Below are 22,694 nucleotides of genomic sequence, written 5' to 3'. Positions count from 1 at the left end.
CCCATGGCCCGCCTGGAAATCCCCCGCCCCGCCACCTTCGTGAGCCTCACCGGCTTCATGGGGGTGGGGAAAAGCCGCATCGGCAAGGAGCTCTCCCGGGCCCTGATGCTCCACTTCATTGACCTGGACCGCTACATAGAAAGGCGCACGGGGCTTTCCATCCCCGACATCTTCCGCCACCTGGGGGAGGGGGCCTTCCGTAAAATGGAACGGGAGGCGGTGCGGGAGCTTTTGGAGAAGGATTTCCTGGTGCTTTCCCTGGGCGGCGGTACCTTCGTGGACCCGGAAAACCGGAAGGCCCTCATGAGGAGGGGGCCGGTGGTGGCCCTCTGGGCGAGCCCCGAGACCATCCTGGAAAGGACCCTGCGCAAGCCGGGGGAAAGGCCCCTCCTCCAGGTGGAAAACCCCCTGGAGCGCATCCGGGCCCTCCTGGAAGCCCGCACCCCCGTCTACCAGGAAGCCCCCATCCACGTCTCCACCGACCACCGGAAGGTGGAGGAGGTGGTGGCGGAGATCGTGGAAAAGCTTTGGGCCTATGCGAAGGCTAAACGTCCGTAACCCGGTCCCCTACCCCGTCCTCATCGGGGAGGGGGCCCTTAAGGAGGCGCCCCCGCCCCCGGGCCCCGCCGCCCTCCTCTTTGACCGGAAGGTGGCGGGCTTCGCGGAGGAGGTGGCCGAGGCCCTGGGGGTTCGCGCCCGCCTGGGGGTGGAAGGGGGGGAAGGGGCCAAGAGCCTCGAGGTCTACGGGGAGGTCCTTTCCTGGCTGGCCGGGGAGGGCCTTCCCCGGGACGCCACCCTCCTCGTGGTGGGGGGCGGGACCCTCACCGACCTCGGGGGCTTCGTGGCCGCCACCTACCTAAGAGGCGTGGCCTACCTCTCCTTCCCCACCACCACCCTGGCCGTGGTGGACGCCAGCGTAGGGGGCAAGACGGGGCTCAACCTCCCCGAGGGGAAGAACCTGGTGGGGGCCTTCCACTTCCCCAGGGGGGTCTACGCCGAGCTAAGGGCCCTCAAGACCCTTCCCCCCTTCGTCTTCCGGGAGGGCCTGGTGGAGGGCTTCAAGCACGGGCTCATCGCCGGGGACGAGGACCTTCTCCAGGTGGAGGACCTCACGCCGGAAAGCCCCCGCCTGGAGGCCTACCTGGCCAGGGCGGTGGCGGTGAAGCTCGCCCTCACCGAGGAAGACCCCCTGGAAAAGGGGAAGCGGCGCCTCCTAAACCTGGGCCACACCCTGGGGCACGCCCTGGAGGCCAGGACCCGCCACGCCCTCCCCCACGGGGCGGCGGTGGCCTACGGCCTCCTCTACGCCGCCCTTCTGGGGAAGGCCCTGGGCGGGGAGGACCTCCTGCCCCTTGTGCGCCGCCTCCTCCTCTGGCTCTCCCCGCCCCCCCTTCCCCGCCTCTCCCTGGAGGACCTTCTCCCCTACCTCCTCCGGGACAAGAAGAAGGTCTCGGAAAGCCTCCACTGGGTCATCCCTTTAGCCCCCGGGCGCCTGGAGATCCGCCCCCTGCCCGAAGCCCTCCTGCGGGAGGCCTTCGGCCCATGGCAAGAAGAGCTCGCCGCCCTCGGCCTCGAGAAGCCGGGACCTTAACCGGCCTCCCGCCCGGCGCTGGGCAAGGGGGCTCACGAAGGCAACCCCTTCCCCTGGGCTAAGGGAAGCCAGAGGGTAAAGACCGCTCCCCCCTCCTTTCGGTTCGCGCCCTGAAGCCTTCCTCCCATGGCCTCGGCCAGGGCTTTGGCTATGGATAGCCCCAGGCCGCTTCCCCCCCGGGTGCGGGCGGGGTCTCCCCGGTAAAACCGCTGGAACACCTTCTCCTCTTCCCCAGGGCGCAGCCCCGGCCCCGTGTCCCGCACCTCCAGCCGGGCCCAGCTTCCCTCCCTTCCCAACACCACTTCCACCCTTCCCTCCGGTGGGGTATGGCGCACCGCGTTGTCCAAGAGGTTCTGCAAGACACGGGAAAGCGCCCCCGCATCTGCCAACACCCAGAGAGGTTCCACCTCCAGGGAGAGCTGCACCCCCTTGGCCTCCGCCTGAATACGAAATCGGTCCAGCATTTTTTGGGCCAGCGCCCCCAGGTCCAAAACCTTAGGAGAGAGCTGCACGGCTCCCTCCTCCACTTGGGTAAGGAGCCGGATATCCTCCACGAGCCGGGCCAAGAAGCGCACTTCTTCCTGAAGCCTTCGGAGGTTCTCCGGCGTACAAGGCAGGAGCCCGTCCTCCATGGCCTCCAGGTCGCCCTGAAGAACGGTGAGGGGGGTGCGCAGGTCGTGGGCGATGTCGGAGAAGAGCCTCTTTTCCTCAGCCTCCTTGCGCTCCAGGGTGTCCAGCAAGAGGTTGAAACTCCTGGCCACCTCGGCCACCTCGTCCGTCCCCTCTGCCCGGGCTCGGCGGTGTCTATCCCCCTTGCGGTACGCCTCGGCCACCTCGGCCAGCTGTTGCACTGGGCGCACCAGGTTCAAGGCGAGGAGGGTCCCTACCCCCAAACCCAGAAGAAGCGCTCCCCCCACCGCCGTCCACAAGGAGGAACGCAGGTCCTGCAAGAGGCGTTGCTGGCGCAGGCCTATGCGAGGGGCCCCCGGGTTACCCAGGCCCCCACCCAGGGACAAGGCCCGCCCCACGTGGTCCGCCGCCACCCGGTAGGCCAACCAGCCGGATAGACCCGCCACGGACACCGCCACCAAGGCTATGGCCAGGGCGAGGCGCGGGAGAAGCCTCATCCTTCCTCCAGTCCTTCCCGCAAGCGGTAACCGTAGCCCCGCACCGTCTCCAAGAGGGCGGCGCAGGGCCCCAGACGGGCCCGCAGGTTCTTCACGTGGGCGTCCACCGTGCGCTCGTCCGCCTCGGTCTCCAGGCCATCCAAAAGCTCCTGCCGGGACACCACCTTCCCCGCCCGGGCCATGAGAAGGTACAGGAGGCGGACCTGGGTGGGGGTGAGGGAGAGCTCCTGGCCTTGGCAACGAGCCCTTAGGGCCTCGAGGTCCACCTCCAAGGCCCCAACCTGAAGATGGCTGGCGGGGCGGACCAAGCCCTGGGCCCGCCGAAGCACCGCCCGGACCCGGGCCACCACCTCCCGGGGGCTAAAGGGCTTCACCACGTAATCGTCCGCGCCCAGCTCCAAACCCAGGACGCGGTCCACCTCCTCCGCCCGGGCGGTGATCACGATAACCGGGGTACGGTCCTGCTGGCGGATGCGCTTCAACACCTCGAGGCCGTCCAGCCGGGGCAGCATCAGGTCTAGCAGGACCAGGTCAGGCCGGGTAACCCGCCAAACCTCCAGGGCCCGCTCCCCATCCGCCGCCCGTTCGGTACGGAATCCCTGCGCCCTCAGATAGCGCTCCAAGGTGTCGGCTATCTGGGGCTCGTCCTCCACCACCAGGATGAGCTCTCCTGCCATACTCCAAGCTTAAGGGCCCACCCTTCCGGTGTGGGCCCGTAAGAAACGCTCACCCGCTACCTATTCCAAGCCGGCCCGAAGGGCCCATGGGCCCCGCCCCGGGGGGAGCGGGGAGAAGTGGGATAGCCGGGCCCTCCAGGGGTCATTGCCTGCCCTGCCCTCTTGGCGTAGGCCGAACCGGTCCCCGGCCCCACCTGCCGCTCCAGCATGGCCCGCACCACCACCTGCGTGCGCGCCTTCATCCAAGCGGCCTGGGCCTCGCTGAGGCTTCCGTTCTTAAGCGCCTCATCAATGGCAGCGTTACGGGCCTGCACCAGCTTGGCCTCCAGGCTGGCGAGATCCACCCCCCGCTCCTGGGCGATCTGGGCGAGGGTCTTCCCCTGCTGACGCAGGGCCATGAGCTCCTCCGGGGCGAGGCCCAGGGCGGTCACCACATCGTCGTGCAAGGTCCGGACCAACCCCGCCGCCATCCCCGCCTGGGAACCACCCTGGCCTGCCCCTCCCATGCGGGGCCCGTAGGCCAAGGCCACTCCCACCGCCGCCACCGCCATCAGAACCATCCAAGCTTGCCGTTTCATCCTCCTTCCTCCTTTCTGACCCCTACCAGGGTCAGCCCTAGGGTAGGGAGGAAGGCGTGAAAGAAACAGGCGTTTTCTGTGAACCCTGGGTGAACGCGCCCAGGCTCGGCAACATGAGGAGGCTGGGGCCCTCAAAGCCCTATCCCCACGGGCCTGAGCACCCCGCGCTTGGCCTTGCCCCAGTCCAGTGGGAACTCCCCCACCGCCGTCCTCAGCACCACCAGGGCCAGGGGGGTATCCTCCCCCTCCCAGGCCACCCCCTCCCCGGTGGCGAAGGCCAGGGCCCTGGGGTCCTCGGGGAGGAGGGCGAGGCGGGGAAGCCCCCCGGGCCATGGGAGGGTAGCCCCGAAGGCCAGGGCCAGGGCCCTGGCGGGGAGGAAGCGGCCCTTCTGCACCTTCCCCAGGTAGAGGCCGGGGGCGGGGGCCTTGAGGCCCAAGAGGGCAGGAAGTTCTTCGGGAAGGAGGTAGAGGTGGCCCGCCCGTTCCAGGACAGGCCCCTCCAAAAAAAGCCCCGCCTCCTCCAGGAAGGCCCTTAGGACCCTCCCCGCTTCCGGGGAAAGGGGGGAAGGGCGCTCCAGGCGCGGCGTGCTCCAGGCCCCCCCCTCCTTGCGGAAGCGGGCGAGGAAGTGCCCCTCCCCCTCGAGGCGGTGGGGCCAGAGCCTCGCGGTCTTCCAAAGCTCCCCGTTCCCCTCCCCCCACTCCGACACCCCCGGGGCGAAAAGGGGGTGGAGGCGGGCGTCCTCCAGGCGGAACTCCGGGTGCTCCCTGAGGAAATGGGCCACCACCCCCTCGTTCTCCTCGGGGGCGAAGGTGCAGGTGGAGTAGACCAGGACCCCCCCAGGGCCCACCAGCCTCGAGGCCTGGGCGAGGAGGCCCTTCTGCACCTCGGCCATCCTCCTGGGAACCGAGGGCCCCCAGTGGCGCACGGCCTCCTTGTCCTTGCGGAACATCCCCTCTCCGGAGCAGGGGGCGTCCAGGAGGACCCGGTGGAAGTAGGCCCCGAAGGCCTCGGCCAAGGCCCTAGGGGGAGCCTGGGTCACGGCAAGCCCCGCCCCCCAGCGCTCCACGTTCTCCAAGAGACCCCTGATGCGCTTGCCGTCCACCTCGTTGGCCAGGAGGAGGCCCCTTCCCCCCATGCGGGCGGCCAGGTGGGTGGTCTTGCCCCCCGGGGCCGCCGCCAGGTCCAAGACCCGCTCCCCGGGCCTAGGGTCCAAAAGCACCCCCACCGCCTGGGCGCTGGGCTCCTGGATGTAGTAGAGCCCGGCATAAAAAAAGGGGTGAGGGCCAGGCCGGGCTTCCTCAGGGTAGTAAAACCCTTCCTCGCACCAGGGGATGGGCGTGAGGGGCCAGGGAGCGATTTTCGCGAAGCCCTCGGGGGAAAGCTTCAGGGTGTTCACCCGTAGGCCATACGCGCGCCTTCCCTCCGTGAGGGCCCTCAGGAAGGCGGGGAACTCCTCCCCGAGGAGCTCGGCCATGCGGGAGAGAAAGGCCTTGGGCAGCACCCGAGTACCCTAGCACGGGAAGCCCGAAGGGCTCAAGGGATACCATGGGCCCATGATCGTCGCCCTGGGGGCCGACCTGGTGGAGATCGCCCGCGTGGAAAGGCTCCTTTTCCGGCACGGGGAAAAGGCCCTAAGGCGGCTTTTCCACGAGGAAGAGGTGGCCTATGCCCTGGCCCGCAAAAACCCCTTCCCAAGCCTCGCCGCCCGCCTGGCCGCCAAGGAGGCTTTTCAAAAGTGCTGGCCCGATCCCATTTCTTGGAAAGCGGTCTGGGTAGGCATGGAGGGGAAGAGGCCCGTCCTGCGCTTCGCCCCCTCGCTGGAAGGGGTGATGCGAGGCCAAAACCTCGTGGCTCACCTCTCCCTAAGCCACGAGCGGACCCACGCCCTGGCGGTGGTGGTCCTGGTCAGGGAACCAGGCGGAGAATGAGGAGGTAGCGGTACACCTCCCCCCGTCCCGCGGCCAAGGCCCCCATCACCATGTTCCAAAGGACCAACCCCACCAAGGCGATCCCCAAGGGCACGACCAAGACTAGGCCCACCACGGTGATCGCCAGGAGAAAGAGGGCCAGCCCGTAAAGGGTATAGCTGATCTGGCCGTTCAGGGATTCCTTAGCGTGATCCTGTACGAAGGCGCTTTTGGGACCCCAAAGGAGGATAGCCAAGGGAAGAAGGATCTGGCCGATGAGCAAAAAGTAACCCACCAGGGGAGCCAGGTGGGCCACCGCGGCCCAGGTGCGGTCCGCCTCGGATACCGGCGTGGGCTGTTCCATGAAAGCAGTTTACTCTAAAAGGAGAAGGGGCCTTATTCCGAAGTCTTCCCCGCTCCAGAGGGGCGGGGCGTGAGGGAGCCCTCAGGTCCCCTCCTCCCGGATGCGGATGGGCCCCTGCTTCTCCGGCCTGAGCCCCCGCTTGTCCCGGTAAAAGGCGCGGATGGCGGCGAAATCCTTAAGGAGGTCCCCCGTGGGGTAAAGGTAGCCCCCGATGCCCACCTCCTTGCGGGGGAAGTCCACATAACCCAGGGCGATGGGCACCCCCGCCTCGAGGGCCATGTAGTAAAAGCCCGTGCGCCAGTAGGGGGCCCTGCCCCGGGTGCCCTCAGGGGTGACGAGGATGGCCACCTCCCGCTCCCGGAGAATCCGCGCCGCCTGGTCCACCAGGTTGTTCCGCCGGGAGCGGTCCACGGGGATGCCCCCCAGGACCCGCATGAGGAAGCCCAAGGGGGGCTTAAAGAGCTCCTTTTTGCCCAGCCACCGGGCGGGGATGCCCGCCCCCCACAGGGCCAGAATCCCCACCACGAAGTCCCAGTTGGAGGTGTGGGGCGCCCCGATGAGGACGTACCGCTTGCTGGGAGGAGGCTCCACCTTCAAGGTCCAGCCGAAGAGGCGAAGCAGAAAGAGGGCAAGCCGCCGCATGCCCCGAGAGTATACCCGGCGTGCTATACTGAAAACCAGTGCGGGCGGGGGCCTCCCCGCCCCTTTTTGTGGGGTCAAGATGCATAAGGTCGTGATCGTGGGAAGGCCCAACGTGGGCAAGTCTAGCCTGTTCAACCGCCTCCTGAAAAAAAGGAGCGCGGTGGTGGCCGATGTGCCCGGGGTCACCCGGGACCTCAAGGAGGGGGTGGTGGAAACCGACCGGGGCCGCTTCCTCCTGGTGGACACCGGGGGGCTTTGGTCGGGGGATAAGTGGGAGAGGAAGATCCAGGAGAAGGTGGACCAGGCCCTGGAGGACGCGGAACTGGTCCTCTTCGCCGTGGACGGGAGGGCGGAGCTCACCCCGGCGGACCTCGAGGTGGCCGAGCACCTGCGCAAGAAGGGCAAGCCCGTGATCCTGGTGGCCACCAAGGTGGACGACCCCAAGCACGAGCACTACCTGGGCCCCCTTTACGCCTTAGGCTTCGGCGACCCCATCCCCACCTCCAGCGAGCACGCAAGGGGATTGGAGGAGCTCCTCGAGGCCATCTGGGAGAAGCTCCCCGTCCGGCAGATCGAGACCGAGCCCGAAGTGGTGGGCATACGGCTCGCCATCGTGGGCCGGCCCAACGCCGGGAAGTCCAGCCTCCTAAACGCCATCCTGGGGGAGGAGAGGGTCATCGTATCCGAGGAAGCCGGCACCACCCGGGACGCCATTGACGTGGAGTTCTTCTTTGGGGGCCAGCGCTTCGTCCTGGTAGACACCGCCGGGATCCGCAAGCGCCCGGAAAGCCTGGTGGAGGAGCTGGCCATCAAGCGGAGCTTCCGGGCCATAGAGGAGGCGGACGTGGTCCTCCTGGTGGTGGACCCCTTCCAGGCGGGGGACCGGGAGCTGAAGCTGGCCAACCACGCCTTGGCGCAGGGCAAACCCGTCCTCCTGGTGGTGACCAAGTGGGACTTGGTGGCCAAGGAGGAGGCCCCTAGGGTGCGCCGGGAACTCCGGGGAAGGCTCGCCCACCTGGAGCACCTCCCTTGGGTGTACACCTCGGCCTTCACCAAGCAGAACCTGGACAAGGTCTTCCGCGAGGCGGTGCGCCTCTACGAGCTCAACCACACCCGCATCCCCACCTCGGAACTCAACCGCTGGCTAGCGGTGTGGACCAGCCGGGTCCAGATGCCCAACTTCAAGGGCAAGCCCCTGAAGATCCTCTACGCCACCCAGCCCGAGGTGGCCCCGCCCACCTTCGTCTTCTTCGTGAACCACCCGGAGTTCGTCACCCGAGCTTTTGAGAACTATCTCAAAAACCGCATCGGGGAGGACCTGGGCCTGAGGGAGGTCCCCTTCCGCCTGGTCTTCCGGGGCAGGCGGGAGGAGGCCTAAGTAGTGGGGGCCCCCAAAGGGCTTTCCCGCACCCTAGACAGAGCGCGGGGACCTTTGGCTGGACTGGACCACCGGGCCCTTAGCGGCTTCGGGACCGGGAAGAGGGGAGAAGGCCTGTCTCCTCCATGAACTCCCGCACCACCCCGAGGAAGCGGCGGCCGTCCAGGAGCAAGGCCAGGGCCGCCCAAAGGACCGCCTCCCGGAAAGCCGTAGGGGCCAGGTTAAAGGCCACAAGGAAAGGCGCGAAGGTGGGAGGCACCTGGAGGAGCATGGAAAGGCTCTTCCGGGGGTGGCGGAGGAGGAAGACCAGCGCCAACACCGCCCAGGCCCAGGCGAACCCCACGGGCACAAGCCCTGCCTCCGCCAGGTAAGCCCAGCCCGCCCAGGCCAGGCCCGCGTCCAGGGGATAGTCCCAAGCGGCCAGGGGGGAGGGCCTCCCGGAAGCCCGGGCGAGAACCCCGTCCAAAACGTCCAGGCTCCAGCCTAGGAGGAGCAGGCGAACCACCCGCTCCAAGGCCTCCGGCCCCAGGCCCACCTGGAGCAGGACCCAGCCCACCACCCCGGCCCGCGCCAGGGTGGCGAGGTCCGCAAGAAGCCGCAGACCGGCGGTCATGCCCCCTCCAGAAGGGCCGCCATCCCCTCCACCGCCCCCATCCTCAAGGAGAGGTGGGCCAGGGGGGTGAGGGGGGTGGGTTCCGGGTTCACCTCCACCAGGTGGGCCCCCGAGGCGAAGGCGATCCGGCCCAGGGAGGCGGCGGGCTCCACCTCGGCGCTGGTGCCCACCACCAGAGCAAAATCGGCCTCGGCGAAGGCCCTTTCTGCCCTCTCCCAGGCCCCCTCCGGCAAGAACTCCCCGAACCAGACCACGTCGGGCCGGGCCCGGTGGCCGCAATCTGGACAGAAAGGAGGCGGGGTGAAAACCTCGGGCAAAGAAAACCGCTTCCCACAGGCCTCGCACCGGGCCCTCAGGATGTTGCCGTGAAGCTCCACCAGGTTCTGGCTTCCCGCCAGGGCGTGGAGGCCGTCCACGTTCTGGGTCACCAGGAGGAAGCTTCCCCCCCTCTGCAGGACCCGCCTTTCCAGCTCCACCAGGGCCAGGTGGGCCGGGTTGGGCCGGGCCTCCCGCACCTTCTGGATGCGCCAGGCGTACCAGGCCCAGACCTTCTCGGGGTCCCGGGCGTAGGCCTCGGGGGTGGCGTAGTCCAGGGGGTTGAAGTTCTTCCAAAGGCCCTCGGCGTCCCGGAAGGTGGGGATGCCCGAGGGCTTAGAGATGCCCGCCCCTGTGAGGACCGCCACCCGCCCCGCCTTCTCCAGGCGCTTCCGGGCTTCCTCCAGGCGCTCCATGGTCCCATCGTATCCTTAACCCATGAGGCTCTTCACCCCCGAGGCCATGCGGGAAGCGGACCGGAAGGCCGTGGAGATGGGCTACCCCAGCCTCCTCCTCATGGAGTGGGCGGGGATGAAGGCGGCGAGGGTTTACCTGGATCTCTTTGGCAAGGCCCCCGCCCTCGTCCTGGCGGGGAAGGGGAACAACGGCGGGGACGGCCTGGTCCTGGCACGGCACCTCCTCCTGGAAGGGGTGCGGGTGCGGGTCCACGCCGCCGAAGGCCAAGGGGGGGATGCCCTTCTCACCCTTCAGGCCCTCCTGGCCCACGGGGTGGAGGTGAAGCCGCTGGAGGAGGCCTTTTTCCAGGAAGGGGAGGTGGTGGTGGACGCCCTATTCGGCACCGGGCTCAAGGGGCCCCTCACGGGCTTCTTCGCCGGGCTCGTGGAGCGGGTGAACGCCTCGGGCCTTCCCGTCCTCGCCCTGGACCTGCCCTCGGGCCTCCCCTTCAGCCCCCACATCAAGGCCACGGCCACGGTGGCCTTCGCCGCCCTCAAAACCCCCCACCTTTTCCAGAGGGAGGCCTGCGGAAAGCTTTACCTGGCCGAGATCGGCCTCCCCAAGGCTCTCCTGGAGCGGGAAGACCTCCCCGAGGTGGCGAGTCCCGAAGCCCTAAGGCCCCTCCTCCCCAAGCGCCCCCTCACCGCCCACAAGGGGAGCGTGGGCCGGGTGGGGGTCCTGGGAGGGTATAGGGGGGAGGGCCTCCGCTACGCCGGGGCGCCCATCCTCGCCGCCCTCGGGGCCTACCGCATGGGAGCGGGGCTTGTGCACCTGGTGGCCCCGGAGGGCGCCCCTCTAGAGCCCCTGGAAGCCGTCTTCCACCCCGTCTCCCACCCCACCCTCCCCCCCCTCAAGGTGGAGGCCCTGGCCGTGGGCATGGGCGGGGGGCCGTGGGGCAGGGAGTGGGCCCTCGAGGCCCTAAGGGCCCGTCTCCCCACCGTTCTGGACGCCGATGCCCTTCACCTCGAGGTGGCCGAGGCCTATAGGGAGGCGGGCGTCCCCGCCCTCCTCACCCCCCACGCGGGGGAGGCGGGGAGGCTCCTTGGGGCTTCCCCCGAGGAGGTGGCCAAGGACCCCTTGGGGGCGGCCCGGGCCCTGGCGGAGCGGACGGGGCTCACCGTGGTCCTCAAGGGGAACCCCACGGTGGTGGCGGAAGGGGGCCGCCTCTTTGTGAACCCCACGGGAAACCCCGCCCTGGCCACGGGGGGCACGGGGGACGTGCTTTCGGGAGCCATGGCCGCCCTACTGGCCGCAGGGCTTCCCCCCTTTGACGCCGCCAGGCTTGGGGTCTTTCTCCACGGCCTCGCCGGGGACCTCCTGGCGGAGGAGAAGGGGGTGGGCCTCCTCGCCCGGGAGGTGGCGGAGGCTTTGCCCTGGGCAAGGAAGCTTTTGGCGGAGGGGCGGACCCCCTGGCCCCTTTCCCGGGTATGAGCATCTCCTCCTGCTCCCATTCAGCGGATAGCCTTGCCCTCGGCCTTGCTAAGTGTCCATGCATTAAACTATCTACATGCCCGCCCCCCTTCGCATCCACCTGACCCCCGAGCAGGAGGCCCAGCTCCGGGAGCTGGAGACCAACCCCGTGGTCCCCCACAAGGTCCGGCGCCGGGCCCAGGCGGTACGCCTTGCCGCCCAGGGGTGGACGGCTCCCCGGATCGCCCGCCACCTGGGCCTGGACCGCACCACCCTCCACCGCGACCTCAGGCGGTGGCTGGAGAGAGGGATAGAGGGGCTTGAGGACGGTAAGCCCCCGGGGCCAGGCCCCGGTGGACCCCGGCCATGAGCGCCTTCCTGCGGGAGCTTCTGCGGGGGGAGGAGGCCTGGACGGCCCCCCGGCTTCTGGAGGCTCTGGAGAGGCGCTTCTTCGTGACCTTCCACCCGGGGACGGTGCGGCGGAGGCTTCTGGAGATGGGCTACCGGTGGAAACGGACGCGCTATGTGCCCACGGGGAAGCCCCGGGAGGAGGAGGTGGAGGGGTTCAAGGCGGCCCTGGGGGAGGCGGAAAGGGGGGGCTGAGGGTGTTCTTTTTGGATGAGAGCGGGTTTGGGCTCTCCCTGCCTCCCACCTACGCCTGGGCGAGGAAGGGGGAGGCGGTGCGGGTGCCGCGGTCCTGGGGGAGGTCGGGACGGGTGAACGCGGTGGCGCACCTGGAGAGGCTTCCCTGGGGGGGCTGGGTCCTGGGGTACAGGCTTCTGGAGGGGCGGTGCGGGACGGGGGAGGTGGTGGCCTACCTGGAGGGACTGAGCCGGGAGGTGGAGCGGGAGGCGGCGCGTGGGGTGGTGTTCCTGGACAACGCGCCCTTTCACCGGTCCCGGGCCTTTCGGGAGGCGGCGGGGAGGTGGAGGGAGCGTGGGTTGGAGGTGGCCTACCTGCCGCGGTACAGCCCGCACCTGAACCCGGTGGAGGGGGTGTGGCGGCGGGTGAAGGGGTTTTTGCTGCCCCGGAGGCACTACGGGAGCGTGGGGGAGCTGAGGGGGGCGGTGGCCGAGGCCCTTGAGAGGCTGCGGGAGCGGATGGGGCAGGGGGTGTCGCAAGGTCTATGCGTGGGCACTTATATGCCTTCGTGTGCTACTTGACCTGGACCCCCGAGGTGTGAAAAAAGAGGGGGTGCCATGAGGCAAGATCGTGAGCACCCCCAGAACATAGCCTTCGGCTGACTTACCATCTTGACGCGGAAACCCGCAAGGTAGCTCCTTCGGAGCTGACTCTCGTGGCTACCTACATCTGGGTAGGTCACGGGCGTAGCCCGTACCTCGCCGATGAACTGAAAGCCCTGGAGGCCCAGGGCCTCAAGCTCCCCCCAAAGCAAAAGCACCAGAAGGCCACCCTGGCCGAGCTCCTGACCCTCGCTATCTGCAAGATACGGCCTTCGGCCGTGACTCTCCTGTTTCAAGGCCAGGATCTTGCCAAAGGCTACTTGGCCGCTAAGACCACCCTCAAGGCCTACTTCCCCTCCCTGCCCCACCTATCCCGCTTCTACCGGGTCCTTCAAAAGGCTCAGAAACTGCTGGCCCACCTCGCCATAAGGCTTTCCGGGGGAAAAGGCCTCCTGCAGGTGGTGGACCTCAAGCCCATCCCCCTGGCCCACGGCCACCGGATTCACGGCCTCTCTCTTCCCGAGGCTGCCGTGGGGGTGGGACCCCTGGGGGCTTTTGCAGGCTACGTCCTCATGCCGGTGATGAACGAGCACGGCCTCTTTTTTCGTTGGACCATCCTCCCCGGCAACGCCCGGGAGACCTGGGGAAAGGAGCTGGTGGAGGGATTGCCCGCGGTCTTGGGAGACCGGGGCTTTCGCTGGGTCCAGGGGGTCAAGACGCCGCCCTATCGGGTCAGGGGAGGGAAGGTGGTGGAGACGGGATGGAAAGGATGGGTCACGCGCCAGCGTACCTTGTTGGGGAGGGTACGGAACTGGATTGAGACCCGCTTCAGCGTGATGGTGCGGTCTTTGGGGCTTCATCGGATAGCTGCTTTCCCGTTAGGGAAACATCTTGTAGCGCGGTCCTACTGGGGTCTGGTGGCCCGGGTGAATCTCATCCTGCTCGTTCACAACCTCAGCAAGGTAGCCTAACGGCTGACCCGTAGCCGGGTGCTTCTCAGGATGGCCGGGGTGGAGCTATGAGGTAGCACACAAAGGCATGTCGCAGCGAAGACTGCGCAAACCCATTACCTGCCTTCCAAGGAATAGGCGATGTAAGCGATAGCTAAGAGAGATCCACCAAGTGGGGTGCCCACAAATCGGAATGCGCTCCACACCATTATAACCAATGCAAGGGTAACCAAAGCGTCCTCCCCGGAAAATGTTCCGGCCCTCCAATGATGGAGGACCTCACGTAGAAGATTGAAGAAGCTGATGGGAAATCCAGTATACCAAACGATTTCTGCAGCCCTGCGAGCCAACCTTGCAAAACTATTGGCTAGCGTACGCAGTAAGTTTGGCATCTCTCCTCCTGCCTCTCAAAACACTCGTTTACCCAGCCAAAAGCATTGCAGACAAATATTGTGGCCATACACGGATAAGGTGCTACTGCACCATACCTTACACAAACTACCTCGCCCGCTATGCAAGCCCATTTCAAGGTACAGTCCTGAACTGTCACGGTTTCGCATTTCGTAAAGCAATTGTAGCTCCCGCACACCGCTGAGCCACCATTGCCGGGGTCCAAGCACTGGTTCTCCAGAGGTTTCACCATCTCATCCCACGGCAATGGGCAAGAAGGCCCTTCTTGAGAGAAGGGCATGGCCTGAGCCATGGCCAATGGCAAACCCAAGACCATAAACACAAGCCCTCCCAGCGTGGCCAGCTTCATTCTATCACCTCCGCTCCTAAAATAGGGCCTCTTCTTCTTCTTCTTGTCAAGACCACAGGGAAAGTCCTGGTATGCTGGGGGCGGTATAGGGCCTATGGAACCTTTTCCCCCCCTCTATGTCCCGGCCACCCTGGCCAACCTGGGCTCGGGCTTTGACGCCTTGGGCGTGGCCCTGGACCTCTACCTGGAGGTGGAGGCCGCCCCCGCCCTGGAGGACACCTTTCTTTACCAAGGAGAGGGCCGCGTGGAGGGTACGGACAACCTGATCCACGAGGGGTACCGGGCCGGGATGCGGGCCCTGGGGCTGGAACCCCTCCCCTTGCGGGTGCGGGCCTTCAACCCCATCCCCCTGGCCCGGGGCATGGGAAGCTCCTCCGCCGCCCTGGTGGCCGGGGTGGCCCTGGCGGACCGCCTTTCCGGGGGGAGGCTCGGGCGGGATGGGGTCTTCCGGGTGGCGGCGGGCCTCGAGGGCCACCCCGACAACGTGGCCCCCGCGGTCTACGGGGGCTTCGTGGCCGCCCTGAGCCACCCTCCCTTGGCCATCCCCCTGCCCAGGCCTCAAGGGGTGCGCTTCGTCCTCGCCATTCCCCCCTACGAGGTCCCCACCCCCCTGGCCCGGGAAGCCCTGCCCCGGGAGGTGCCCCTGGAGGACGCCGTCTTCAACCTGGCAAGAAGCGCCCTCTGGCCCGCGGCGCTTTGCTCGGGGAGGCTCGAGGCCCTAAGGGAGGCCTGCCGCGACCGCCTCCACCAGCCCCACCGGGCCCACCTCATGCCCGGGGTTCTGGAGGCCACCGAGAAGGCCCTGGAGGCCGGGGCCCTGGCCGCCTTCGTGGGCGGGGCGGGCCCCACCCTGGCCGCCCTGGTGCGGGAGGGGGAGGAAGGGCCGGTGATGAGGGCCCTTGCCGCCTACCGGGGAGAGGGGCGTACCCTGGTCTTGGGCATCGGGGAGGGATACCGGTGGAAGGAGACCTGAGCCTCATCCCCCTCACGGAGGTCCTGGAACTCATCCACGGCCACCGCCGTTCCGGCACCTTGGAGGTGCAGGCCGGCCCCCTCCCCCTCACCCTCCGCTTCGCCCAGGGGGAGGTGGTGGGGGCGGCCATCCTGGACTGGGAGGGCCTCGAGGCCCTCTTCACCTTCCCCCTCCACCCTAAGGAAGGCACCTTCCGCTTCCAGCCGGGGCAGGCCCCCCCGGAAAAACCCCCCCTACCCTTCCCCACCCTCCTCGGGGAGTGGGCCCGGGTCAACGACGAGTGGGACCGCTTCCGCTGCCTCCTAGACTCGCCCAGCCGCGTGCTGGAAGCCCTCCGCCCCAAGCCTCTGCTGGAGGTCTTCCAGGGAGGGAAAAGCGTGCGGGCGGCGGCCAAGGCCTGGGGCGTTCCCCTCCTCATCGCCATGGAACGGGCCTACATGGGGGTGCGGGAAGGGGACCTTTACCCCCTCCGCCGCTACGCCTGGTATGCCCTGCGCATCCGTTACCAGGGGCGAAAGGGCAAGACCCTGGAGGAGTTCGGCCAGCTCCAGGGCCTTCTGGACGGCACCCGAAACCTCGGCGAGGTCATCGCCCAGGGGGTGCCCGTGGGCTTGGTGCGCCGTTACCTGGTCCAGGCCCTGGCCTCCGGGGAGGTCGCCCCCCCGGGCCGGGGCTGGCTCCTCCGGGACCTCACCTGGGAGATGGAAAAAGAGGGGGAAGCCTAACTACCCCCCGTGCCCTTACCCCTCCGGGCCTCCTACTTCTTCTTGCGGGGGCGGTACTTCCCGTAGGTGCCCCGCCAGATCTTGCCCCTGCGGGTGCGGCGGTCGCCCTTACCCATGCCCCACCTCCTTAGGCGCTCGCCCCCTGGGCGGCGAGGAGCTGGTTCACCTTACGCATCAGCCGGGACTTCCTGCGGGCGGCGGCGTTCTTGTGCAGGGTGGAGCCCTTGGCCGCTTTGTCAATGAGGCTTTCGGCCTTGCGCATGATCTTGAGGGCCTCCTCCGCCTTGCCCTCCTGGGCCAGCTGGATGGCCTTCTTGCTCAGGGTCTTGATGGCCGACTTCTTGGCCTTGTTGCGAAGCCGGCGCTTCAAGGACTGCCGGTGCCGCTTGAGGGCGGATAGGTTCCTCTTAGGCTTCTTCTGCGCCATCTCTCTCCCCTTCGTGCCCCTAAGGGCAAGCCAGGGCTAAGTGTAGCACACCCTGCGCCTAAGGGGCAAACTTGGTGGCCACCCAGTCGTAGCGGGCCTGGCCCTTGGCCCCCTCCAGGTGAAAGCGCAAAGCATACTCCCCGGCCTCCACGGGGAAGCGGAGCTCCTCCTGGAAGGTGCCCGCGAAGGTCCTTTCCCCCAAGGGTCGCCCTCCCTTGAGCAGGGCCACCTGGAGGCGGCCCTCCTGGAGGCTTCCCGAAACCTTCACCTTGATGGCATCGTAAAGCCCCGTGACCCGGATGGGGTAGACCGCCTCCCCCGTGTACTTCCAGTAAAAGACGGGCAGGAAGGGGGGGTAGCCCACCGCGAGCCCGTAACGCTCGGCGTACCAATAGAGGCCCAGGGCGGCCAAAGCAAGGAAAAGCAGGCTCCGCATTGCCTTCAGTATACTTGGGCTCATGGCGGACCCGAGGCTTTCCCCGGAAGCGGCCCTGGCCCTTTTGAAGCGGGGAGCAGAGGAGATCCTCCCCGAGGAGGAGCTTCTAGAGAAGCTAAGGGAGGGTCGGCCCCTCACGGTGAAGCTGGGGGCCGACCCCACGCGGCCCGACCTCCACCTGGGCCACGCGGTGGTCCTGAGAAAGATGCGTCAGTTCCAGGAACTCGGGCACAAGGTGGTCCTCATCATCGGGGACTTCACCGGGATGATCGGGGACCCTTCAGGCCGATCCAAGACCAGGCCCCCCCTCACCCTGGAGGAGACCCGGGAAAACGCCAAGACCTACGTGGAGCAGGCGGGGAAGATCCTGAGGCAGGAGCCCCACCTCTTTGAACTCCGCTACAACTCCCAGTGGCTGGAGGGCCTCACCTTCAAGGAGGTGGTGCGCCTCACCTCCCTCATGACCGTGGCCCAGATGCTGGAGAGGGAGGACTTTAAAAAACGCTACGAGGAGGGGATCCCCATCTCCCTGCACGAGTTCCTCTACCCCTTCGCCCAGGCCTACGACTCCGTGGCCATAAAGGCCGACGTGGAGATGGGGGGGACGGACCAGCGCTTCAACCTCCTGGTGGGCCGGGAGGTGCAGAAGGCCTACGGGCAAAGCCCCCAGGTGGCTTTCCTCATGCCCCTCCTGGTGGGCCTGGACGGGCGGGAGAAGATGAGCAAGAGCCTGGACAACTACATCGGGGTGGCCGAGCCCCCGGAGGAGATGTTCAAGAAGCTCATGCGGGTGCCGGACCCCCTCCTCCCGAGCTACCTCCGCCTCCTCACGGACCTGGAGGAGGAGGAGGAGATAGAGGCCCTCCTCCGGCAAGGGCCCGTTCCCGCCCACCGGGTCCTCGCCCGCCTCCTCACCGCCGCCTACGCCTTGCCGCAGATCCCCCCCCGCATAGACCGGGCCTTCTACGAGGGGCTGGGGTACGCCTGGGAGGCCTTCGGGAAGGACAAGGAGGCGGGCCCCGAGGCGGTGAGAAGGGCGGAGGCGCGCTACGACCAGGTGGCCGTGGGAGGGATTCCCGAGGAGATCCCCGAGGTGGAGATCCCCGCCTCCGAGCTCAAGGGGGGCCGGATCTGGGTGGCCAGGCTCTTCACCCTGGCGGGCCTCACCCCCTCCAACGCCGAGGCCAAGAGGCTCATCCAGAACCGGGGCCTGAGGCTGGACGGGGAGGTCCTCACCGACCCGAGCCTCGAGGTGGACCTCTCCCGCCCCCGCATCCTCCAGCGGGGCCGGGACCGCTTCGTGCGGGTGCGGCTCAGGGGCTAACCGCCCTCCATGGGCCTTAGGGGCACCTCGTGGCCGGTGGCGTAGAGGGTTTCGCCCTCCGCCTGAAGGCGGAGCCTGGGGAGGGGAAAGCGGGGGGGGCCGTAGACGGCCTTCCCCCCAAGCAGGGGGTCAAAGGCCCCGAAGTGGCAGGGACAGCCCAAAAAGGGCCTCTCGTAGCGGAAGTTGTAGAGGAGGGAGGCCGCCTCGGGGTCGGGGACGAAGTTCACCGTGCACCCCTGGTGGGTGCAGATGCGGCTTAGGGCCAGGTAGTGCTCCTCCCCCACGGAAAGCCCCCCGGGGGCGGGCTCGGGCAGGCGGAGGAGGTAGGCCTTAAGCCCCCCCAGGGGGAGGGGATAGGCGAAGGGCTTCACCTGCCACACCCCAAGCTCCCCGAGGTGGGCCACGGCCACCCTCGGGCCCTCCCTCCAGGTGGGCTCTCCCACCTCGGGCCTCGGGCGGAAGCGGAGGTTGTAGGTGCGCACCCCAAACCAGGCGAAGAACCCCCCGGCCACGGCCACGGGGAGGTAAAAGACCAGGTCGCGGCGCTTCATGGCTAGAGGCTGGCCAGGTAGTCCAGGAGGGCCTTAAGCTCCTCCTGGGAGAGGGGCACGGGGGGCATCTGCCCCCTTCCCTTGAGCACGATCTCCCGCACCGCCTCCGGGGCCTTCAAGATGGGGTTCCCCTTAAGCCTGGGGCCAAGACCCCCTTCCCCCAGGGGGCCGTGGCAGGCGGCGCAGCGGGCCTGGTAGACGCTCTTCCCGTCCTTCCCTCCCTGGGCCTGGGCCCGGGCCATGGCGATGAGGCCCTCCACCCGTTCCCGGGCCTCCCCCCCTGCCTCCAGGTACTTCTCCCAGGCGGCGATGGCCTCCTCCATCCTCCCCTCCTGGAAGTAGAGGTTCCCCAGGAAAAGCCACCCTTCGGCGGCTTTGGGGTCGGCGTGCTGGGCGATCTCCAGGAAAAGCCTGGCCTCCTCCAGCCGCCCCCCCATGAAGAGGAGGATCCCCACCCGGCGCACCGCCTCTATGTTCTTGGGGTCCTTCTTCAGGACCTCCAGGTAGGCCTCGGCGGCCTGGTCAAAGGCCTGGAGCTCGTAGGCCTTCCGCCCCCAGGCGAGGAGGTCCTCCACCGCCCCCGTGCGCCTGGCCCTGTCGGCCAGGGCCTTGAGCTCCCGGGCCTCCTGGCGCTGGGTCACGGTGGTCTCCCCGGGAAGGCGGGGGAGGGTGTAGCGCCAAAGGCCCACCCCCAGAAGGACCACGGCCCCCAGGGCCAGGGCCACGGGCCAGGGGTTGAAGGCCCGGGGGGCCGGGGGGCGGTAGCCCTCAAGAAGCCTTTCCACCTCCACCATGCGGGCCAGGGCCCGTTTTTTCTCCTCCCCCTCCAGGGCCTCCACCTCCCCTTTAAGGACCTGAAGCTCCTTAAGGAGCTCCTCCCGCCTCGGGGGCTCGGGAAAGGGCTCCTTGGGCCCGAGGAGGGGCCTCAAGGCCAGGAAGAGGCCCAGGAGGAAAAGGCCGAGGAAAAGCAGGGTGGCCGTCATCGGGGAGGCTCCTTTAGGCGGCGCTCCGCCTCCTCGAGGAGTTCCTTGGGAAGCGGCTTGGGCCGGAAGTAGGCAAAAAGGCCAAGGCCGAGGAGGAGAAGCCCCAAAAGGGGCAGAAGCCACACCCAAAGCGTGGCCCCGCGCCTTGGGGGCTCGTAGAGGATCCACTCCCCGTAGCGGTCCACGAAGAAGGCCTGGATCTCCTCCTTGGTCTTCCCCTCCCGAAGCATCTCGGCGATGATCCGGCGCATCTCCACCGCCACCCCCGAGTTGCTCTCGGCGGCCGACTCCCCCTGGCACACGGGGCAGCGCAGGGTGCGGGCGATCTGGAAGACCTCGGGGGAGAGGTCAGGGGGCGGGCCCTCCTGGGCCAGGGCGGGGAGGAGAAGGGCGAGGAGCAAGAGAACCCACCTCATGGCACCACCTCCGCCAGATACCTTTCCAAGGTGGCCTCGTCAATGGCCCCGGCGTGCCGGGCCAGAACCCGGCCTTCCCGGTCAATGAAGAAGGTCTCCGGCACCCCGTACATCCCGTAGTCCACCCCCACCCGCCCCCGGGGATCGTAAACCTGGGGGAAGGTGAGGCCGAACTGGGCGATAAACCGCAAGGCCTCGGCCTCCTTGTCCTGGGTGTTCACCCCCACGAAGAGGGCCTCCCCTTGGTGGCGGCGCCAAGCGGCCTCCAAGACGGGCGCCTCCTCGTAGCAGGCGGGGTAGCACCAGCTCGCCCAGAAGTTCAGGACAATGGGCTTCTTCCCCAGGTAGTCGGCCAGGCGGAAGGTCTCCCCCCAGGCCTCCCGGTACGGGGGAAGAAGGGGCAGGGCGAAGTCCGGGGCGGGCCGCCTTTCCTGGGCCAGGACCGAGGGAAGGTCCTTGGGGTTCCGCTGCATCCCCCACCAGAACAGGCCTCCCAGGCCCAAAACCACGAGGAGCCAGAGCCACCCCCTCACGCCGGGCTCACCCCCTTGGCCTCCTCCGGCCTCGCCGTGGGCCAGAGGATGTACAGGGTGCCCAGGGCCATAAGCCCCCCCGCCACCCACATCCAGAAGACCAAGGGGGTGACGATGAGCCTAAAGGAGGCCCACTCCCCCTTCTCCCGGTCAAAGTCCATGAGGAGGAAGTAGTAGTCGTTGCCCGGGGTGTAGACCACCTTGGGGGCGGGGAGGGGGCTGTTCATCTGGGGGTAGAAGTGGAGCCTGGGCCTCACCTCGCCGAAGCGGTCGGTCCTGAGGAGGGCCTCCACGGCGAAGCGCCGCCCCTCGTCCAAAGCCCGCACCCCCTGGAAGGCCATGCGCACCCCCGCCACCTCCCACGTCCCCCCCCGGTAGAGGGTCTTCTCGCTCTCCAGGCGGTAGGTCTGGCTGAAGGCGATGGCCAGGCCCATGAGGGCCACGGCGAAGTGGACCACGAGGCTTCCCACCCGCCTCCGGTTCTCCAGAAAGCCCCAGGGGGAAAGCCCCGCCCGCACCCGGGCCAGGACGCCCTCCCGCGCCAAGAGGTAGATGGCGGCCGTGTTATAGAGGAATAGCCCCACCGCCAGGGAGGCCCCCGGGGCGTAGCCTCGGAGGAAGCCGAGAATCGTGCCCAGGGCCAGGACCAGAAGGAGCAGGTACAGGTTGCGCAGGGCCTCCCTCCGGGGCCTCCGCCAGGGCAGGAGGGGCCCTACCCCCATGAGGAGGAGGATCCCCGCCCCCAAGGGGGCGGAAACCTGGTTGAAGAAGGGGGCCCCCACGCTCACCTTGGCCTTGGCGAAGGCCTCCACCAGGAGGGGGTAGAAGGTGCCGAGGACCACCACGAGGGCCCAGCCCGCGAAGAAGAAGGCCCCCAGGAGAAGCGCCCCCTCCCGGGAAAAGGGGTGGAAGACCGTAAGGTCCCGCACCTCCCGGGAAACCCGGGAGAGAAGGCCCAGGCCCAAGCCCATGACCAGGAGGAAGAAGCCCAGGAAGGCGGGCCCCACGGGGCCCTCGGCGAAGGCGTGCACCGACTGGATCACGCCGCTACGGGTGAGGAAGGTGCCGAGCACCGTGGCGGCGAAGGCCAGGGTCACGAAGGCGAAGTTCCAGGCCTTGAAGGCCCCCCGGGTCTGTTGCACGATGGCCGTGTGCAGGAAGGCGGTGGCGAGAAGCCAGGGGATGAAGCTGGCGTTCTCCACCGGGTCCCAGGCCCAGTACCCCCCCCAGCCCAGGACCTCGTAGCTCCACCACATCCCCGCCACCTTCCCCGCCGTGAGGAAGCCCCAGGCGATGAGGGTCCACCACCTCGTCTCCTCCACCCAGGTCTGGTAGCGCCTCGAGGCCATGGCCGCCACGGCGTAGGCAAAGGGCACGCTCAGGCCCACGAAGCCCAGGTACATGAGCACGGGGTGGACGGCCATCATCCAGTGGTTCTGGAGGAGGGGGTTCGGGCCCACGCCGTCTTGGGGCGGGCTGGCAAGGGTCTCAAAGGGGCTGGCGATGGTGGCCATGACCCCGAAGAAGAAGACCTGGACGCCGTAAAGCACGGCGAGGACCAGGGAGGCCCGCCAGGGGTCCAGGGGCTTCCGGCTGGCGAGAAGGGTGTAGAGGGTCTGGAGGAGGCCCCAGAGAAGGATGCTGCCCTCGAGGGCCGCCCAGGGCGTCACCAGGGTCACCCATAGGGGGTCTTTGGTGGAGTGGTTCCGGGCCACGTAGGCCAGGCTGAAGTCGTGGGTGAGGAGGGCCCACTCCAGGGCCAAAAAGGCCGCCAGGGCCCCCAGGAGGGCCAGGGGGGCCAGGGCCCTCAACCCCTTAAGGAAGCGCCCATCCCCCTGGAAGTAGGCCAGGAGGCCCAAGGCAAGCCCCAGGAGGCTGAAGGCCAGGGCCAGGCTCACCCCCAGGTTGCCGAGAAGGGCCGGGGTCATTTGGCCTCCTCAATGAGCCTGCGCACGTCCTCCGGGGTCCAGCCCGCCTTGGGGGGTTGGTAGGTCTCGGAGTGCTTCACCAGGAGGTTGGTGCCCCGGAAGACCCCCTCCTGGAAGCGGCCCTCCACCACCACCCCCTGGCCCTCCTTGAACATGCCCGGGGGGGTGCCCTTGTGGAGGACCGGCACCTCCGCCACCCCGTCCGTGAGGACAAAGCGAAGCTCCAAAAGGTCCTTGTCGTACCGGACGGTGCCGGGCTTCACCAACCCCCCCAGGCGCACGGGGCGGCCGGCGTACTTGGCCTCTGCCTGCAGGTACTCCGAGGGGGTGAGGAAGTACACCAGGTTCTGCCCAAGCCCCCCAAAGAGGAGGTAGGCCAGGGCCCCGAGGACCACCACGAGCCCGAAGACGTACTTCGCCCTCATCTGGCCCTCCGGTAACGGAA

Annotated in this window: 26 protein-coding genes and 1 pseudogene; 10 read left to right on the top strand and 17 right to left on the bottom strand. The window is 68.0% G+C overall.

Going from position 1 to position 22,694, the window contains the following annotated elements; translation table 11 throughout:
• Positions 1-3: 3 nt before the first annotated feature.
• Both ACZ5RK_RS05015 and ACZ5RK_RS05010 read left to right on the top strand, forming a co-directional pair.
• Positions 4-558, top strand: a complete 555-nt coding sequence (locus tag ACZ5RK_RS05015; protein ID WP_464909904.1) for a shikimate kinase — start codon at positions 4-6, stop codon at positions 556-558.
• Positions 536-1,591 (top strand): 3-dehydroquinate synthase, encoded by a 1,056-nt coding sequence (locus ACZ5RK_RS05010; RefSeq protein ID WP_464909903.1) that lies wholly within the window; start codon positions 536-538, stop codon positions 1,589-1,591. Before ACZ5RK_RS05015 ends, ACZ5RK_RS05010 begins: the two co-directional genes overlap by 23 nt.
• 32 nt (positions 1,592-1,623) lie before the next feature.
• Here the strand turns inward: ACZ5RK_RS05010 and ACZ5RK_RS05005 are convergent, their stop codons facing one another.
• The 4 genes from ACZ5RK_RS05005 to rsmF all read right to left on the bottom strand — a co-directional run bounded on the left by ACZ5RK_RS05005 (position 1,624) and on the right by rsmF (position 5,475).
• Positions 1,624-2,718 (bottom strand): sensor histidine kinase, encoded by a 1,095-nt coding sequence (locus ACZ5RK_RS05005; protein WP_464909902.1) that lies wholly within the window; start codon positions 2,716-2,718, stop codon positions 1,624-1,626.
• Positions 2,715-3,395: a response regulator gene (locus ACZ5RK_RS05000; RefSeq protein ID WP_054647600.1), complete on the bottom strand. Its 681-nt coding sequence runs from the start codon at positions 3,393-3,395 to the stop codon at positions 2,715-2,717. Before ACZ5RK_RS05000 ends, ACZ5RK_RS05005 begins: the two co-directional genes overlap by 4 nt.
• Before the next feature lie 56 nt (positions 3,396-3,451).
• On the bottom strand, positions 3,452-3,973 hold the full coding sequence (locus ACZ5RK_RS04995; protein WP_464909901.1) for a hypothetical protein: 522 nt from the start codon (positions 3,971-3,973) through the stop codon (positions 3,452-3,454).
• A gap of 131 nt (positions 3,974-4,104) precedes the next feature.
• Entirely contained in the window at positions 4,105-5,475 is a 1,371-nt protein-coding gene (gene rsmF, locus ACZ5RK_RS04990) for a 16S rRNA (cytosine(1407)-C(5))-methyltransferase RsmF (protein ID WP_464909900.1), read from the bottom strand.
• Between the two features lie 52 nt (positions 5,476-5,527).
• Here rsmF and ACZ5RK_RS04985 point away from each other — a divergent pair, with 52 nt between their 5' ends.
• A complete protein-coding gene (locus ACZ5RK_RS04985) occupies positions 5,528-5,902 on the top strand; it encodes a 4'-phosphopantetheinyl transferase superfamily protein (RefSeq protein WP_054647534.1) in 375 nt (124 codons plus the stop codon).
• On the opposite strand, the gene ACZ5RK_RS04980 is transcribed toward ACZ5RK_RS04985, so the two are convergent.
• Both ACZ5RK_RS04980 and ACZ5RK_RS04975 read right to left on the bottom strand, forming a co-directional pair.
• Positions 5,880-6,245 (bottom strand): DUF4870 domain-containing protein, encoded by a 366-nt coding sequence (locus ACZ5RK_RS04980; RefSeq protein WP_464909899.1) that lies wholly within the window; start codon positions 6,243-6,245, stop codon positions 5,880-5,882. The two genes, ACZ5RK_RS04985 and ACZ5RK_RS04980, sit on opposite strands and share 23 nt — an antisense overlap.
• 81 nt (positions 6,246-6,326) lie before the next feature.
• Positions 6,327-6,887: a lysophospholipid acyltransferase family protein gene (locus ACZ5RK_RS04975; RefSeq protein ID WP_054647535.1), complete on the bottom strand. Its 561-nt coding sequence runs from the start codon at positions 6,885-6,887 to the stop codon at positions 6,327-6,329.
• A gap of 79 nt (positions 6,888-6,966) precedes the next feature.
• Between ACZ5RK_RS04975 and der the strand changes: the two genes are divergently transcribed.
• Positions 6,967-8,265, top strand: a complete 1,299-nt coding sequence (der, locus tag ACZ5RK_RS04970; RefSeq protein ID WP_464909898.1) for a ribosome biogenesis GTPase Der — start codon at positions 6,967-6,969, stop codon at positions 8,263-8,265.
• 79 nt (positions 8,266-8,344) lie between these two features.
• Here the strand turns inward: der and ACZ5RK_RS04965 are convergent, their stop codons facing one another.
• Together ACZ5RK_RS04965 and ACZ5RK_RS04960 are read right to left on the bottom strand one after the other, a co-directional pair.
• The gene (locus ACZ5RK_RS04965; RefSeq protein ID WP_464909897.1) at positions 8,345-8,878 is read right to left on the bottom strand and encodes a hypothetical protein; all 534 of its coding nucleotides are present in this window, start codon (positions 8,876-8,878) and stop codon (positions 8,345-8,347) included.
• Entirely contained in the window at positions 8,875-9,609 is a 735-nt protein-coding gene (locus ACZ5RK_RS04960; protein ID WP_464909896.1) for an SIR2 family NAD-dependent protein deacylase, read from the bottom strand. The genes ACZ5RK_RS04965 and ACZ5RK_RS04960 overlap by 4 nt, the downstream gene beginning before the upstream one ends.
• 22 nt (positions 9,610-9,631) lie before the next feature.
• Between ACZ5RK_RS04960 and ACZ5RK_RS04955 the strand changes: the two genes are divergently transcribed.
• The 5 genes and pseudogenes from ACZ5RK_RS04955 to ACZ5RK_RS04935 all read left to right on the top strand — a co-directional run bounded on the left by ACZ5RK_RS04955 (position 9,632) and on the right by ACZ5RK_RS04935 (position 15,651).
• Positions 9,632-11,080 (top strand): NAD(P)H-hydrate dehydratase, encoded by a 1,449-nt coding sequence (locus tag ACZ5RK_RS04955; RefSeq protein WP_464909895.1) that lies wholly within the window; start codon positions 9,632-9,634, stop codon positions 11,078-11,080.
• A 76-nt stretch (positions 11,081-11,156) separates the two neighbouring features.
• A pseudogene (locus ACZ5RK_RS04950) lies at positions 11,157-12,222 on the top strand (IS630 family transposase).
• 77 nt (positions 12,223-12,299) lie between these two features.
• Positions 12,300-13,214, top strand: a complete 915-nt coding sequence (locus tag ACZ5RK_RS04945; RefSeq protein ID WP_464910057.1) for a transposase family protein — start codon at positions 12,300-12,302, stop codon at positions 13,212-13,214.
• Between the two features lie 833 nt (positions 13,215-14,047).
• On the top strand, positions 14,048-14,926 hold the full coding sequence (gene thrB, locus ACZ5RK_RS04940) for a homoserine kinase (protein ID WP_464909894.1): 879 nt from the start codon (positions 14,048-14,050) through the stop codon (positions 14,924-14,926).
• Complete coding sequence (locus ACZ5RK_RS04935; RefSeq protein ID WP_464909893.1) at positions 14,911-15,651, top strand: DUF4388 domain-containing protein; 741 nt, start codon at positions 14,911-14,913, stop codon at positions 15,649-15,651. Before thrB ends, ACZ5RK_RS04935 begins: the two co-directional genes overlap by 16 nt.
• A 32-nt stretch (positions 15,652-15,683) precedes the next feature.
• Here the strand turns inward: ACZ5RK_RS04935 and ACZ5RK_RS04930 are convergent, their stop codons facing one another.
• Genes ACZ5RK_RS04930 through ACZ5RK_RS04920 form a run of 3 tightly spaced genes read right to left on the bottom strand, consistent with a single transcriptional unit; the run spans position 15,684 to position 16,514 of the window.
• On the bottom strand, positions 15,684-15,767 hold the full coding sequence (locus ACZ5RK_RS04930; RefSeq protein WP_008632889.1) for a 30S ribosomal protein THX: 84 nt from the start codon (positions 15,765-15,767) through the stop codon (positions 15,684-15,686).
• A gap of 11 nt (positions 15,768-15,778) precedes the next feature.
• Positions 15,779-16,078, bottom strand: coding sequence for a 30S ribosomal protein S20 (gene rpsT / locus ACZ5RK_RS04925; protein WP_054638082.1), 300 nt, complete (start codon positions 16,076-16,078; stop codon positions 15,779-15,781).
• 58 nt (positions 16,079-16,136) lie between these two features.
• A complete protein-coding gene (locus ACZ5RK_RS04920; protein ID WP_054647093.1) occupies positions 16,137-16,514 on the bottom strand; it encodes a hypothetical protein in 378 nt (125 codons plus the stop codon).
• A gap of 22 nt (positions 16,515-16,536) precedes the next feature.
• Here ACZ5RK_RS04920 and tyrS point away from each other — a divergent pair, with 22 nt between their 5' ends.
• Positions 16,537-17,838 carry a tyrosine--tRNA ligase gene (tyrS, locus tag ACZ5RK_RS04915; RefSeq protein WP_464909892.1) on the top strand — a complete coding sequence of 434 codons (1,302 nt, stop codon included), beginning with the start codon at positions 16,537-16,539 and terminating at the stop codon, positions 17,836-17,838.
• Here tyrS and ACZ5RK_RS04910 read toward each other — a convergent pair.
• Genes ACZ5RK_RS04910 through ccmE form a run of 6 tightly spaced genes read right to left on the bottom strand, consistent with a single transcriptional unit; the run spans position 17,835 to position 22,674 of the window.
• Positions 17,835-18,389 (bottom strand): QcrA and Rieske domain-containing protein, encoded by a 555-nt coding sequence (locus ACZ5RK_RS04910; RefSeq protein ID WP_464909891.1) that lies wholly within the window; start codon positions 18,387-18,389, stop codon positions 17,835-17,837. The genes tyrS and ACZ5RK_RS04910 overlap by 4 nt on opposite strands.
• A gap of 2 nt (positions 18,390-18,391) precedes the next feature.
• A complete protein-coding gene (locus ACZ5RK_RS04905) occupies positions 18,392-19,372 on the bottom strand; it encodes a c-type cytochrome (RefSeq protein WP_464909890.1) in 981 nt (326 codons plus the stop codon).
• Positions 19,369-19,788, bottom strand: a complete 420-nt coding sequence (locus ACZ5RK_RS04900) for a cytochrome c-type biogenesis protein (protein ID WP_054647094.1) — start codon at positions 19,786-19,788, stop codon at positions 19,369-19,371. The genes ACZ5RK_RS04905 and ACZ5RK_RS04900 overlap by 4 nt, the downstream gene beginning before the upstream one ends.
• Complete coding sequence (locus tag ACZ5RK_RS04895) at positions 19,785-20,321, bottom strand: TlpA family protein disulfide reductase (RefSeq protein WP_054647095.1); 537 nt, start codon at positions 20,319-20,321, stop codon at positions 19,785-19,787. The genes ACZ5RK_RS04900 and ACZ5RK_RS04895 overlap by 4 nt, the downstream gene beginning before the upstream one ends.
• Complete coding sequence (locus tag ACZ5RK_RS04890) at positions 20,318-22,249, bottom strand: heme lyase CcmF/NrfE family subunit (RefSeq protein WP_464909889.1); 1,932 nt, start codon at positions 22,247-22,249, stop codon at positions 20,318-20,320. Before ACZ5RK_RS04890 ends, ACZ5RK_RS04895 begins: the two co-directional genes overlap by 4 nt.
• Positions 22,246-22,674 carry a cytochrome c maturation protein CcmE gene (gene ccmE / locus ACZ5RK_RS04885; protein WP_464909888.1) on the bottom strand — a complete coding sequence of 143 codons (429 nt, stop codon included), beginning with the start codon at positions 22,672-22,674 and terminating at the stop codon, positions 22,246-22,248. The genes ACZ5RK_RS04890 and ccmE overlap by 4 nt, the downstream gene beginning before the upstream one ends.
• Between the last annotated feature and the right edge of the window lie 20 nt (positions 22,675-22,694).

The sequence above is a fragment of the Thermus kawarayensis JCM 12314 genome (assembly GCF_055393575.1).
The sequence above is the reverse complement of the archived record's forward strand: the minus strand, read 5'-3'. Positions and strand labels throughout refer to the sequence as shown.

Excerpts from the sequence above, each read along its gene's own strand:
- ACZ5RK_RS04890 (WP_464909889.1), bottom strand. The coding sequence starts at position 22,249 with ATGACCCCGGCCCTTCTCGGCAACCTGGGGGTGAGCCTGGCCCTGGCC.
- ACZ5RK_RS05000 (WP_054647600.1), bottom strand. The coding sequence starts at position 3,395 with ATGGCAGGAGAGCTCATCCTGGTGGTGGAGGACGAGCCCCAGATAGCC.
- ACZ5RK_RS04960 (WP_464909896.1), bottom strand. The coding sequence starts at position 9,609 with ATGGAGCGCCTGGAGGAAGCCCGGAAGCGCCTGGAGAAGGCGGGGCGG.
- rpsT (WP_054638082.1), bottom strand. The coding sequence starts at position 16,078 with ATGGCGCAGAAGAAGCCTAAGAGGAACCTATCCGCCCTCAAGCGGCAC.
- ACZ5RK_RS04975 (WP_054647535.1), bottom strand. The coding sequence starts at position 6,887 with ATGCGGCGGCTTGCCCTCTTTCTGCTTCGCCTCTTCGGCTGGACCTTG.
- ACZ5RK_RS04995 (WP_464909901.1), bottom strand. The coding sequence starts at position 3,973 with ATGAAACGGCAAGCTTGGATGGTTCTGATGGCGGTGGCGGCGGTGGGA.
- ACZ5RK_RS04910 (WP_464909891.1), bottom strand. The coding sequence starts at position 18,389 with ATGAAGCGCCGCGACCTGGTCTTTTACCTCCCCGTGGCCGTGGCCGGG.
- ACZ5RK_RS05010 (WP_464909903.1), top strand. The coding sequence starts at position 536 with ATGCGAAGGCTAAACGTCCGTAACCCGGTCCCCTACCCCGTCCTCATC.
- ACZ5RK_RS04900 (WP_054647094.1), bottom strand. The coding sequence starts at position 19,788 with ATGAGGTGGGTTCTCTTGCTCCTCGCCCTTCTCCTCCCCGCCCTGGCC.
- ACZ5RK_RS04980 (WP_464909899.1), bottom strand. The coding sequence starts at position 6,245 with ATGGAACAGCCCACGCCGGTATCCGAGGCGGACCGCACCTGGGCCGCG.
- ccmE (WP_464909888.1), bottom strand. The coding sequence starts at position 22,674 with ATGAGGGCGAAGTACGTCTTCGGGCTCGTGGTGGTCCTCGGGGCCCTG.
- ACZ5RK_RS05005 (WP_464909902.1), bottom strand. The coding sequence starts at position 2,718 with ATGAGGCTTCTCCCGCGCCTCGCCCTGGCCATAGCCTTGGTGGCGGTG.
- ACZ5RK_RS04905 (WP_464909890.1), bottom strand. The coding sequence starts at position 19,372 with ATGACGGCCACCCTGCTTTTCCTCGGCCTTTTCCTCCTGGGCCTCTTC.
- tyrS (WP_464909892.1), top strand. The coding sequence starts at position 16,537 with ATGGCGGACCCGAGGCTTTCCCCGGAAGCGGCCCTGGCCCTTTTGAAG.
- thrB (WP_464909894.1), top strand. The coding sequence starts at position 14,048 with ATGGAACCTTTTCCCCCCCTCTATGTCCCGGCCACCCTGGCCAACCTG.
- der (WP_464909898.1), top strand. The coding sequence starts at position 6,967 with ATGCATAAGGTCGTGATCGTGGGAAGGCCCAACGTGGGCAAGTCTAGC.
- ACZ5RK_RS04965 (WP_464909897.1), bottom strand. The coding sequence starts at position 8,878 with ATGACCGCCGGTCTGCGGCTTCTTGCGGACCTCGCCACCCTGGCGCGG.
- ACZ5RK_RS04930 (WP_008632889.1), bottom strand. The coding sequence starts at position 15,767 with ATGGGTAAGGGCGACCGCCGCACCCGCAGGGGCAAGATCTGGCGGGGC.
- ACZ5RK_RS04985 (WP_054647534.1), top strand. The coding sequence starts at position 5,528 with ATGATCGTCGCCCTGGGGGCCGACCTGGTGGAGATCGCCCGCGTGGAA.
- ACZ5RK_RS04920 (WP_054647093.1), bottom strand. The coding sequence starts at position 16,514 with ATGCGGAGCCTGCTTTTCCTTGCTTTGGCCGCCCTGGGCCTCTATTGG.
- ACZ5RK_RS04955 (WP_464909895.1), top strand. The coding sequence starts at position 9,632 with ATGAGGCTCTTCACCCCCGAGGCCATGCGGGAAGCGGACCGGAAGGCC.
- ACZ5RK_RS05015 (WP_464909904.1), top strand. The coding sequence starts at position 4 with ATGGCCCGCCTGGAAATCCCCCGCCCCGCCACCTTCGTGAGCCTCACC.